The organism is Nonomuraea sp. MG754425, from assembly GCF_021699195.1.
Lineage (GTDB): Bacteria > Actinomycetota > Actinomycetes > Streptosporangiales > Streptosporangiaceae > Nonomuraea.
On the sequence record NZ_SSXE01000256.1, the window covers coordinates 1 to 11,588 of the forward strand.

10 protein-coding genes are annotated in these 11,588 nt (G+C 72.1%); 1 reads left to right on the forward strand and 9 read right to left on the reverse strand.

Annotated features, from left to right (window positions below; genetic code table 11):
* From FAF44_RS48195 to FAF44_RS48225, 7 genes are all read right to left on the reverse strand, one after another.
* The coding region (locus FAF44_RS48195; RefSeq protein ID WP_237110183.1) for an ATP-binding cassette domain-containing protein at positions 1–806 on the reverse strand (806 nt) is incomplete at its 3' end.
* A gap of 159 nt (positions 807–965) precedes the next feature.
* Positions 966–1,379 carry a hypothetical protein gene (locus FAF44_RS48200; protein ID WP_237110184.1) on the reverse strand — a complete coding sequence of 138 codons (414 nt, stop codon included), beginning with the start codon at positions 1,377–1,379 and terminating at the stop codon, positions 966–968.
* Positions 1,380–1,642: 263 nt separating this feature from the next.
* Entirely contained in the window at positions 1,643–3,694 is a 2,052-nt protein-coding gene (locus FAF44_RS48205) for a glycosyltransferase family 39 protein (RefSeq protein WP_237110185.1), read from the reverse strand.
* Entirely contained in the window at positions 3,691–4,866 is a 1,176-nt protein-coding gene (locus FAF44_RS48210) for a bifunctional glycosyltransferase family 2/GtrA family protein (RefSeq protein ID WP_237110186.1), read from the reverse strand. Before FAF44_RS48210 ends, FAF44_RS48205 begins: the two co-directional genes overlap by 4 nt.
* Before the next feature lie 24 nt (positions 4,867–4,890).
* Positions 4,891–6,288 (reverse strand): cell wall metabolism sensor histidine kinase WalK, encoded by a 1,398-nt coding sequence (locus FAF44_RS48215; RefSeq protein ID WP_237110187.1) that lies wholly within the window; start codon positions 6,286–6,288, stop codon positions 4,891–4,893.
* Complete coding sequence (locus tag FAF44_RS48220; protein WP_237110188.1) at positions 6,285–6,983, reverse strand: response regulator transcription factor; 699 nt, start codon at positions 6,981–6,983, stop codon at positions 6,285–6,287. Before FAF44_RS48220 ends, FAF44_RS48215 begins: the two co-directional genes overlap by 4 nt.
* Positions 6,984–7,048: 65 nt before the next feature.
* Positions 7,049–8,251 carry a cytochrome P450 gene (locus tag FAF44_RS48225; RefSeq protein WP_237110189.1) on the reverse strand — a complete coding sequence of 401 codons (1,203 nt, stop codon included), beginning with the start codon at positions 8,249–8,251 and terminating at the stop codon, positions 7,049–7,051.
* An 86-nt stretch (positions 8,252–8,337) separates the two neighbouring features.
* Here FAF44_RS48225 and FAF44_RS48230 point away from each other — a divergent pair, with 86 nt between their 5' ends.
* Positions 8,338–8,895: a TetR/AcrR family transcriptional regulator gene (locus tag FAF44_RS48230; RefSeq protein ID WP_237110190.1), complete on the forward strand. Its 558-nt coding sequence runs from the start codon at positions 8,338–8,340 to the stop codon at positions 8,893–8,895.
* Between the two features lie 59 nt (positions 8,896–8,954).
* Here the strand turns inward: FAF44_RS48230 and FAF44_RS48235 are convergent, their stop codons facing one another.
* Both FAF44_RS48235 and FAF44_RS48240 read right to left on the reverse strand, forming a co-directional pair.
* Positions 8,955–10,460, reverse strand: coding sequence for an NAD(P)/FAD-dependent oxidoreductase (locus FAF44_RS48235; RefSeq protein ID WP_237110191.1), 1,506 nt, complete (start codon positions 10,458–10,460; stop codon positions 8,955–8,957).
* Positions 10,461–10,526: 66 nt separating this feature from the next.
* Positions 10,527–11,432, reverse strand: coding sequence for a LysR family transcriptional regulator (locus FAF44_RS48240; protein ID WP_237110192.1), 906 nt, complete (start codon positions 11,430–11,432; stop codon positions 10,527–10,529).
* Between the last annotated feature and the right edge of the window lie 156 nt (positions 11,433–11,588).

Genomic DNA, 11,588 nt, shown 5'->3' on the forward strand with positions numbered 1-11,588 from the left:
GCCCTGTCCCGCTCCGGCAGTCTCTCCGGCGCGACGGCGGGCCGGTCGTGCTCCTGCTGCTCCAGGGCCCCCGTCATGGCGCCGACGAGTTCTTCCATCGACACCCGCGCCGTGTCGAACCGGGCCACCCTGCGCCCCAGCCGCAGCACCTCGACCCGGTCGGACACGGCCATGACGTCCTGCATGTTGTGGCTGATGAGCACGACGGACACGCCCGAGTCCCGTACGGTCCTGATGAGGTCGAGCACCCGCCTCGTCTGCACCACGCCGAGCGCCGCCGTCGGCTCGTCCATGAACACCACCCGCCGCGCCCATGTCACGGCCCTGGACACCGCCACCCCCTGCCGCTGCCCGCCGGACAGCGTCGACACCGGCGCGCTCTGGGACGCCAGTCGCACACCGAGTCGCTCGCAGGCCGCCTGGGTCTCCCGCCGCATGGCCGCGTTGTCCAGCACGCCGAGCAGCCCGAGCAGCCCACGCCTGAGCCGCTCCCTGCCGAGGAAGAAGTTGGCGGCTGGGCTGAGGTCGGCGCAGAGCGCGAGGTCCTGGTAGACGGTCTCGATCCCCGCGCCCCTGGCCTCCTCCACGGCGCCGAACGCGACCGGCTCCCCGTCGACCTCGATCATCCCGCTGTCCGGGCGCTCGACCCCCGAGAGGATCTTCGCCAGGGTGGACTTCCCGGCCCCGTTGTCCCCGATCAGCGCGACCACTTCGCCCGCTCCCAGGCTGAAGTCGGCGCCCCGCAACGCCTCGACCTGGCCGTAGCTCTTCACGATCCCGCGGGCATCGATCAGCGGCACGGCCATAGGACCATCAAGAAACGACCTGACATCGTTGTCAAGCCTGAACCCGCCAGGACCGGGACGAACGACCGCCGAACCGACCGGCCGCCGCGAACGCCCGGCCCGGCCCGGCGGGTGACCGATGCCCTGACGAACGGGCCCGGCCCTGAGACGAAGGTCTGGCTAGTTGACGTCGAGCTTGCGCTGGATGGCGATGAGGATCTGCATCATCTCCAACTGGCTGCTCTGCATCCCCCGGGACGTATGGTCGATCACCTCGACCTTCGCAGTCATGGCCTCGACCTTGGCGTCTATCGTCTCGACGTCCGTGGCCACCGTCGCGACCTTCGTGGCCACCGTCTCGACTTTCGTGGCCACCGTCTCGACTTTCGTGGCCACCGTCTGGACCTTGTTGTCTATGGTCTCGACCTTCGTGGCCACCGCCTCGAGTCCGTCCTCGATGGCGCCGACCCGTACTTCGAGTTGGTCGATCTTCTCGGTGAGCTGTTGCCCCATCGCCATCTGCTCCGTACGGATCCGGCAGAACTCGTTGTCCTGGGCCGCGCCGAGTTCAGAGAAGGCGTCCTTGAAACTCACAGCAATCTCCCTTACCGTGGGGGTAAGGGACCGGGGATGTGTTGGATCTCCGGTCCCATTTCTTTGCCCCTAGGGTACGCCTTCGCGGGGGCTTGTGAAGAGCCATACCAAAAATGATTCCCCTGGTCAGAGGCATTCTGAAGCCATAAATTCGGACCTATCCACCTATATCAGTCCCAACATTTTCGCTCTTATCATCGATAAAGAGCAACAATGGGCGAGGCACCCTCACGATGCCCCGCCCATTTGTCGTTTTCAGCCCGCTATTCGGCGCAGTCGTAAAGCCCGTCCTGGCCGTCCACCGCCGTGCAGTTCTCCTGCACCCAGCTCGTCACTTCCGTGTCGCCCCTGCCGGGTCCGCCGCCGTCGCCCGACAGGACGAACCGCAGCCGCCCCGACGACACCAGCGACCGCAGCCCGTCCACGGTCATGGCGGGGTCGCTTCCGGTGAAGCCGCCCATGGCGATCACCGGCTCGCGGGTGGACAGGATCAGGCGGGACGCCTGCTGCGCGCTGTTCACCGCGACCAGCCACGTGGCCTCACCCTGGTTGGCCAGCAGGTACTTGGCCATCTCGGTGCCGACTCCGCCGCCGGGCCCGCCACGCCCCGCGAACCCGGACCGGCCACCGCCGCGCTCCGCGGCACCGCTCCGGCCGTCCTGATCGGATCGATCCTGGCCCTGGCCATCGTCCGGCGGCCGGTTCCCGCCGCCCGGGAAGCGGCCGTCGCCGGGCGTCCCTCCCGGGCCGCCGAAGCCCATCCGGCCCGACGAACCCGACGACGGTCCTGCGGTCGGGTTCGTGCCGTTGGTCGGCGACTGCAGCGGCGTCACGGCGTACGCCGTGGGCCCGCCCAGCCCGGCCACGACCGCGGCCACCAGCGCCACCGCCGCGATCCGCACCCGCGCCCTGGCCAGCACGAGCGCCAGTACGAGCGCCGCCACGGCCACCGAGGTCGCCCCGAGCACGACCCAGGCCAGCCACGGCGCCCAGTCAGGCGTACGGCGCAGCACCACGAACGACCAGCCCCCGGTCAGCGCCACCGCCAGCGGCAGCACCCAGGCCGAGGCCCGCGAGCGCCGGTAGGCCCGCCACATCAGGACGGAGCCCATCCCGGTCAGCGCGGCCACCGCCGGAGCCATGGCGGTGGTGTAGTAGGGGTGGAAGGTGCCGCTGGAGAAGCTGAAGATCACGTAGTGGACGGCCAGCCAGCCGCCCCACAGCAGCCAGGCCGCCCCCGAGGGCCCGGCGCCGAGGTCCAGGCGCCGCACCCGCAGCACGACCGCGAGCACGAGCGCCACCACGCAGAACGGCAGCAGCCACGAGATCTGCCCCGCCAGGATGTCGTTGAACAGCCGCCCGGCCCCGGCCGCACCGCCGAAACCGCCACCGCCACCGCCGAAGCCGTTGCCGCGCCCCTGGCCGAAGACGCGGCCGAGACCGTTGTAGCCGATCACGAGGTCCCAGACGGAGTTGTCGGTGGAGCCGCCGATGTAGGGCCGGGAGCCTGCGGGCCACAGGTCGGTGATCACCATCCACCAGGCGCTGGACCCGGCCAGCACGCCCCCGGCCGCCAGCAGGTGCCCCACCCGCTTCGGCCACGACACCCGGGCGCACGCCAGGTACGCCGGCCCGAACGCCGGCACCACCAGGTACGCCTGCAACATCTTGGCGTTGAACCCGAGCCCCACGAAGAACGCCGCGAGCAGCAGCGACCGCAACCGCCCGGTCCGCAGCGACTCCAGGCAGAACCAGGCAGCCAGCACCAGCAGCAGCACGAGCACGGTGTCCGGGTTGTTGTCGCGGTTGATGGCCACCGTGATCGGGGTGAGCGTCATGACGACGGCGGCGATCAGCGCCGCGACATGCCCCTGACGCTCCGAGGCGAGCCCGGAGGAAGCGGGCCCGCACCAGGCCCGGCGGACGGCCGAGTACACCAGGCCGACGGCCGCCACCCCGGCGACGGCCTGCGGGAGCAGCATGCTCCAGGTGCCGTACCCGAAGATCCGCGCCGACAGCCCCATCACCCACAGCGCCAGCGGCGGCTTGTCCACGGTGATGAAGGAGCCGGCGTCGATCGCGCCGAAGAAGAACGCCTTCCAGCTCTGGGTGCCGGACAGGACGGCGGCGGCGTAGTACTCGTTGGCGTCGCCGCTCAGCGCCCACGCGTACAGGACGAAGGCGACGGCCAGCACGGCCCACATCGCGGGCCGTGACCAGCGCGGGTCCTGCTCGGGGCCGAGGAAGGCGCGGGCGAGGGCGCCCCGGCGGCGGGTGGCGGCCCGGTGTCCGGGACGTGACGCGGTGGCCGTCATCGGGCGGTCCGCCGGTCGGGGTTGAAGACCCACACGCGCAGCAGCAGGAACCGGACGAGCGTGGCGGCCGCGTTGGCGACGATGACGGCGATCAGCTCCGCCCCGTGCGAGACCCCGTCAGGCAGCAGTGCGAGGCTGCCGGAGGTGAGCGCCAGCCCGACGAGGAAGGCGATCAGCCCTTCGAGCTGGTGGCGTACGGCCCCACCCGGCCCCTTGACGCCGAAGGTGAAGCGGCGGTTCGCGGCGGTGTTGGCCACGGCCGTGACCAGCAGCGCGACCGCGTTGGCCGCGAGCGGCGGCACGACCTGGCGCAGCAGCGAGTACAGCAGCAGGTACGCCAGCGTGCTGAGCACGCCCACGACGGCGAACCGCGGGAGCTGCCTGGCCATGCCCTTCGGCAGTTCGGCCCGCTCGACGCCCGCGGGGATGGGGATGCGGGCGGCCCCGGACAGTGTCTTGCGCGCCACCCGCGCCAGACCGCGCAGGTCGTCGAGCGCGGTCCGGACGAGGTCCACCCGGCTGTCCGGGTCGTCCACCCAGTCGACGGGCACCTCGTGGATGCGCAGTCCGTGTCGCTCGGCCAGGAGCAGCAGCTCGGTGTCGAAGAACCACTCCTCGTCCTCGACACCGGGCAGCAGCGCCTGGGCGACCTCCGTGCGTACGGCCTTGAAGCCGCACTGCGCGTCCGAGAACCCGGCGCCCATGCCGAGGCGGAGCAGCAGGTTGTAGGAGCGGGAGACGAACTCCCGCTTGGGGCCCCGCTCGACCCGGGACGCCCTGGCCAGGCGGGTGCCGATGGCCAGGTCGCTGTGGCCCGACAGCAGCGGCGCGACCAGGGGCAGGAACGCGTCGAGGTCGGTGGACAGGTCGACGTCCATGTAGCTGACGACGTCGGCCTCGCTCTGCGACCAGACCTTGCGCAGTGCCCGCCCGCGGCCCTTCTCGTCGAGGTGCACGGCGCGTACGCAGGGCAGTTCGCGGGCCAGTTCGGTGGCGAGCCGCCAGGTGTCGTCGGTGCTGGCGTTGTCGGCGACGGTGATGCGGAAGCCGTAGGGGAAATGCCGGGTGAGGTAGGTCTGCAGCCGGGTGATGCTGGCCCTCAGCACCCGCTGCTCGTTGTAGACCGGGACGACCACCTCGACCAGGCGGGTCCGGACTGCTGTTGTCTCCATGCGACCAGCTCACGTTTCGGGTCTTTAAGGCGACTTATCCGATTCTGAGGTACGCATGAGAGTTCCCGGTAGGTCCATGGTCGCGATGGCTCCGCCGCCGGGCGCGTTGGCCAGGCGTACCTTGCCGCCGGCCTCCGTGACGGCCTGGGCCACGATCGCCAGCCCCAGCCCCGAGCCGGGCAGGCCGCGTGCCGACGGGGAGCGCCAGAACCGCTCGAAGACGTGCGGCAGCTCTTCGGCGGGCAGCCCGGGGCCGTGGTCGCGCACGGTCAGCCGCCCGTCGCGCAGGCGCACCTCGACCTGGCCGCCTTCCGGGCTGAACTTGGCGGCGTTGTCGATGAGGTTGAGCACGGCACGTTCCAGCGAGGCGGCGCTGCCCACGACGTACCAGGGTTCGAGGTCGGTGACGACCTCGGCGCCGCGCAGCCTGGCGCGCTCGGCGGCGGCCGTGACCACCTCGTGCAGGCCCAGCTCGACGTGCGGCTCGTGGTCGGTGTCGCCCCTGGCGAGCTGGAGCAGGTCGGCCACCAGCGTGGACAGCTCGGCGAACTGCGCCTTCACGTTGACGAGCAGCCGCTCCTTGGCGGCGGGGTCGAGGCTGCGGCCGGTCTGCTCGCTGCGCAGCAGCAGGTCGATGTTGGTGCGCAGGGTGGTGAGCGGGGTGCGCAGCTCGTGGCCGGCGTCGGCGACGAGCTGCTTCTGGCGTTCCCTGGAGCCGGCCAGCGCCGCCGTCATCGCGTTGAAGGAGGCGGACAGGCGGGCGATCTCGTCGTTGCCCGTGACGGGGATGCGGGTGTCGAGGTCCTCGGTCTGCGCGATGTGCTCGACCGCCCTGGTGAGGTTGCCCACGGGACGCAGCGCGGAGCGCGAGATGGCCAGCCCGGCCCAGGCCGCGCCGAGCACCCCCAGCGCCGTGACGCCGCCGAGCATGAGCGCGGCGATCCGCATCGTGCGCTCGATGTGCCACAGCGGCCTGGCCTCCAGGACCGCCACGCCCGGCTTGAAGTTGATGGTGACCACGCGGACCCGTTCGCCGTCGCGGGTGACGCCGTCGCGGTAGACCGGCTCGCACGGCTTGAGCGCCGCGATGTCCGCCTTGAGGTCCGGGACGATGGGCCGGCCGATGGAGCAGGTGGCGCCGTCGGCGAACAGCAGCGTGGCCCGGCCGTCGAACGGGCCCGGCGAGCCGTCAGGCGTGCACGTGTGCTCGAGGTACGGCTTGTCGCCCTGCCGCGCCGACTCGAGGTTGCTCAGGTCGAGGTTGCGGATGAGCTGGTTCTGCAGGATGAACCAGCTCATGCCCGCGCACAGCGCGATGGCCAGCGCCACGGCCACCGTGACCAGCAGGGTGAGCCGGGTGCGCAGGCTGCCGCGTCTGGACAGGGTGGTGAGGCGCGCGCGCAGGCCGCCGGCATCGCTCACGGTGCGGCCCGGAGCACATAACCCACCCCGCGCACGGTGTGGATCACCCGCGGCTCGCCCCCGGCCTCGGTCTTGCGCCGCAGGTACATGACGTAGACGTCGAGCGAGTTGGAGGTGGGCTCGAAGTCGAAGCCCCACACCTCGCTGAGGATCTGGTCTCTGGTCAGCACCTGGCGGGGGTGCGCGAGGAACAGCTCCATCAGCAGGTATTCGGTCCTGGTCAGGTCGAGCGGGCGCGCGCCGCGGGTGACCTCCCTGGTCGCCGGGTCCATCCGCAGGTCGCCGTAGGAGAGCGTGTCGCCCTCGGGGGCGCCCGCGGCGAGCGCGCCCCTGCGCAGCAGCGCGCGCACCCTGGCCAGCAGCTCGTCCAGCTCGAACGGCTTGACGAGGTAGTCGTCGGCCCCCGCGTCGAGCCCGGAGACCCGGTCGCCGACCGCGTCGCGGGCGGTGAGCATGAGCACCGGGACGTGGTTGCCCGACGCGCGCAGCCGCCGGCACGCGGTGAGCCCGTCGAGCCGCGGCATCATGACGTCGAGCAGCACGGCGTCGTAGGCGTCGGCCGCGAGCGAGTCGAGGGCCTGGTGGCCGTCGTTGGCCGTGACGACCTTGTAGCCCTCGAACTCCAGGCTCGACTGCAGGGCCTCGCGCAACGCGGGCTCGTCGTCCACCACCAGCAACCGTGCGGGCTCACTCATGCTTACCAACGCTAGACGCTCATCATGAGAACGCGATGAACAGCCTCATCGTCCTTTCATGAGGATCACCACGTCACGGGCAGGGAGGTGAGCCCGAAGATGGGCCCATCATACTTGGCGGCCAGTTCGTCGTCGGCCACGGTGACCCGCAGCGTGGGCATCCGCTCGAAGAGGGTGCGCAGGGCGATCTCCAGCTCGGCCCGCGCCAGGTTCTGGCCGAGGCACTGGTGCACGCCGTACCCGAAGGCGACGTGGTGGCGGGCGCCGCGGGCGACGTCGAACTCGTCGGGCCGCTCGAACGCCCGCTCGTCCCGGTTGGCGGAGGCGCCGAGCACGAAGATGCCCTCGCCCTTCCTGACGAGCTGCCCGCCGATCTCCTGGTCGGCGGCGGCGACCCGGTCGAAGGCCGCCCAGTCGACGATCGAGTGGTAGCGCAGCAGTTCCTCGACGGCCGCCGGCCACCCTTCGGGGTTCGCGCGCAGCGCGGCGAGCTGGACGGGGTGGCGCAGGAGGGTGAGGGCGGCCAGCGGGATCATGTTGGCGGTGGTCTCGTGCCCGGCGACGAGCAGCAGGAACATCACGCCCACCACCTCGTCGTGGGTGAGCCGGCCGCTGGTGATCACCCGGCCGAGGAGGTCGTCGGCGGGCGCCCGCTCGGCCTCGGTGACGAGCCGGTCGAGGAACTCCCTGATCTCGAGTGCCGCCGTCTGCCGCAGGTCCGGGTCGTCGCCGTGGGCGAGCATCTCCCGGGTCCGCGACTGGAAGAACTCGCGCTCGGCGTACGGGACCCCGAGCAGCCGGCAGATCACCAGGGACGGCATGGCCAGCCCGAACGCCTCGACCAGCTCGGCTCCCGGCCCCTTGGCCAGCATGTCGTCGATGAGCCCGTCCACGATCTCCTGGATGCCGGGGCGCATCTCCCTGACCCGCCTGACGGTGAACTCGGGGATGAGCAGCCGCCGGAACCTGGTGTGCTCGGGCGGGTCGAGGTCGATGAAGTGCCCGGCCATGAACGCCTCCATGGCCTGCGCGCGCTCGGGCGACGGCGGCTCGGTGTGGAAGGCGGCGTTCGGGTGGCCGGGTGTGGCGGGGCTGGTGCTGATGCCGGTGCCGGCGAGCACCTGCCGGGCCTCGGCGTGGCGGGTGACCAGCCACACGTCCCCGCCGGGCAGGGAGGTTCTGACGAGCGGGGCCTGTTCGCGCATGTGCTCGTACTCGGGCGGTGGGGCGAACGGGCAGGTACGCGGAAGTGGGAAGGAATGCGCCATAGTGTTGCCTCCGAGAAGCCGATCGCATTGCTTACTTACGCGAAAGTAAGCAATGAGACGATGGGCCGTCAAGCGATGGGAGCGGCATGGCCGGCCGGCGAACGGACACACGAGAGCGAATCCAGCAGGTGGCGCTGGAGTTGTTCGCCGAGCGCGGATACGACAAGACCTCGCTGCAGGAGGTCGCCGACCGCCTGCAGATCACCAGGCCGGCGCTCTACTACCACTTCCGCACGAAGGAGGACATCCTCGCCGGCGTGGTGGACCGGCTGTGCGACTCGATGGACGAGCTGGTGACGTGGGCCGGACAGCAGCCGGGGACGGCCGAGTCCCGCCGGAAGATCCTGGGGCGCATCTCCGGGCTGCTGGAGGACCAGTGGCGTCCGCTGTTCAGGTTCGCCCAGGTGAACCAGGGCGTCATCCAGGGCAAGGCGGCCGGTGAGCGCATGCAGCGCGGGATGATCGGCATGCTGTCGGTGCTGTCCGTGCCGGGGGCGGACGCGGTCAAACAGTTCGAGGCCAGGCTCGCGGTGTTCGCGGTGGTGCTCGGGAGCGTGCCGTTCCTGTTCGACATGGACCTGGACGAGGCGGAGCGGGCGAGCGTGGCCCTGGAGGTGGCCGGCAAACTCGTCGCCGACGAGTGACCGACGAGTGACCGACGAGGGGCAGGCGAGGAGCCGGCGAATGACCGGCGAGGGGCCGGTCAGCGGCGCAGCAGCGCCATGGCGGCGTTGTGGCCGCCGATCCCGCTGACACCGCCGCCCCTGCGCGCGCCCGCGCCGCACATCAGCACCCGCTCGTGCTCGGTCTCCACGCCCCAGCCGCCTCCGTCCGCGAACGGCCAGCTCAGGTCGGTGTGGAAGATGTGGCCGCCGGGCAGCCCGGCCTCCCGTTCGAGGTCCACCGGCGTCTTGACCTCGACGCAGGGCACGCCGTCGGGGGTGGTGAGCAGGCAGTCCTGGAGGGGCTCGGCCAGGACGGCGTTGACGGAGGCGAAGGTGGCCTCCAGGGCCGCCTTCCGCGCCGCGTCCGGCTGCTCGCGGAACAGGCGGGCGGGCATCTGCAGGCCGAACAGCGTCATGGTCTCGGCCCGGCCCCTCAGCTCGGGCCCGAGGATGGACGCGTCGGTCAGCGAGTGGCAGTAGACCTCGGCGGGCGGCAGGTCGGGGAGTTCGCCGCGGGCCGCCCGCGCGTACGCCGCCGCGAGCTGGTCGCGGCCCTCGTTGATGTGGAACGTCCCGCTGAAGGCCGCCCGCGGGTCCACCGAGGCGTCCTTCAGCCTGGGCAGCCGCGTGAGCACCATGTTGACCTTGAGCTGCGCCCCCTCGGGGATGTCCGCCGGACGCCCCATCACCCGGTCGAGCACGGCCGGCGGCAGGTTCACCAGCACGTGGCCGCCGCTGACCGTGTGCTCGCCGTCGGGAGCCGCGAACGTCACCTCGCCCGACGGCGAGATGCCGACGATCTCCGCGCCGGTCCTGATCTCCGCCCCCGCCCGCCTGGCCGCGGCCTCCAGCGCGCCGGAGACCGCGCCCATGCCGCCCACCGGCACGTTCCACTCGCCGGTGCCGTCGCCGATCACGTGGTAGAGGAAGCAGCGGTTGGCCAGCAGGTCGGTGGCCGGGTCGGCGAACGTGCCGATCAGCGCGTCGGTGAGGACCACGCCGCGCACGGTGTCGTCGCCGAAGCGCTCGTCCACCGTCTGGCCGATCGGCCGCGCGAACAGGTCGCCCCACGCCCGCGGCCCCACCAGGCGCTCGATCTCGGCCGGGCCGCGCAGGGGCTCCAGGAGCGTGGGGGCGAGCGCCTTCGCGACCTCGGCGGCCATGCCGTAGAAGCGCCGCCACGCCTCGTGGTCGGCCGCGCCGCCCGTGACGCTCCGGAACGAGGCCGCCGTGGCCAGGTCGTCCTCGTTGTCGACGAGCAGGCCCGTGCCGCCCTTCGGCGTGTAGGAGGCGTACCGGCGGCGGCGGAGCCGGAGATCGAGCCCCAGGTCGCGGACGATCCGGGTGGGCAGCAGGCTGACCAGGTAGGAGTAGCGCGACAGCCGCACGTCCACGCCGGGGAAGGCGCGCGCGGAGATCGCCAGACCGCCCACGTGCGCGTTGCGCTCCAGCACCAGCACCCGCCGGCCGGCGCCCGCCAGGTAGGCGGCCGCGACCAGCCCGTTGTGCCCGCCTCCGGCCACGATCACGTCGTACGAACCCATTCCGGCACCTTACGGCCCGCCCCGCACCACCCGTCAACGTCCCGCACCCGGCGCTTCCCCGGGCGGTCAGGGGTGGCAGGCGATGGCCAGCAGGGTGGCGGCCGGCCCGGTCAGGGGACGTCCGCGCCGCCACACGGCCCGCAGCCTGCGGACCAGATCGACCCCCGTGAGCGGCACCTCCACGAGCCGGCCGATCGCGACGTCGGCCTCCACCGCGTACCCGCTCAGCACCGCGGGCGCCACCCCCGCCTGGGCCGCCCCCTTGACCGCCGAGTTCGACCCGAGCTCCAGGCGCGGGCTGGCCCGATGAATGGCGGGGCTGATCCCGGCGAACGCCACATCGAGGGTCTCGCGCGTGCCCGAGCCCGGCTCCCGCACCACGAGCGGCGTGGCGGCCAGCTCCGGCCCCCGCAGCACGGTGCGGCGGCGGGCCCACGGGTGCTCCGGCGCGACCACGACCACGAGGCGGTCCGTCCCGACCAGGCGCTGGGACAGCCCGTCGGGGACGGCGGGCCCCTCGACGAACCCCAGCTCCACCTCTTCCGCCAGCACCCGGGCGGCGACGTCGGCCGAGTTGACGACGTCGAGCCCCACCTGGACGCCGGGCTCCCGGTTCTGCAGCTCGCCGAGCCAGCGCGGCACCAGGTACTCGGCCACCGTCATGCTGGACGCCACCCGCAGGTGGGCCGCCCCGCTGAGGCGTACGGCCTGCACGGCGCGCATGAGCTCCTGGGCGGCGGCGAGCACCTGCGCGGCCCAGCCGGCGACCATCTTGCCCTCGGCCGTGAGCGCGGAGCCGCGCGGGGTGCGCTCGATCAGCGGGACGCCGAGGCGGCGTTCGAGCTGGGCGATCCGCTTGCTGGCGGAGGGCTGGGCGATGCCCGCCGCCCTGGCGGCCCGTCCGAGACTGCCCAGCTCGCCGACGTCGACGAGGAGCTTGAGCGAGTCGAGGTCGGGCAGCGCGCTACTCATAGCCGAAGGCTATGACCTCACAGGCAACGCGTGGCTACCGGGCGTACGTCCGGGCCAGAACACTGGAGGTCATGCTCGCCCCTGTTCGCGGCTCCGCCGCCACGGCGCGCCCGGCGTGGGCGCGGGTCCGCCTCCTGTGGCCCGGGGTGGCGGCGG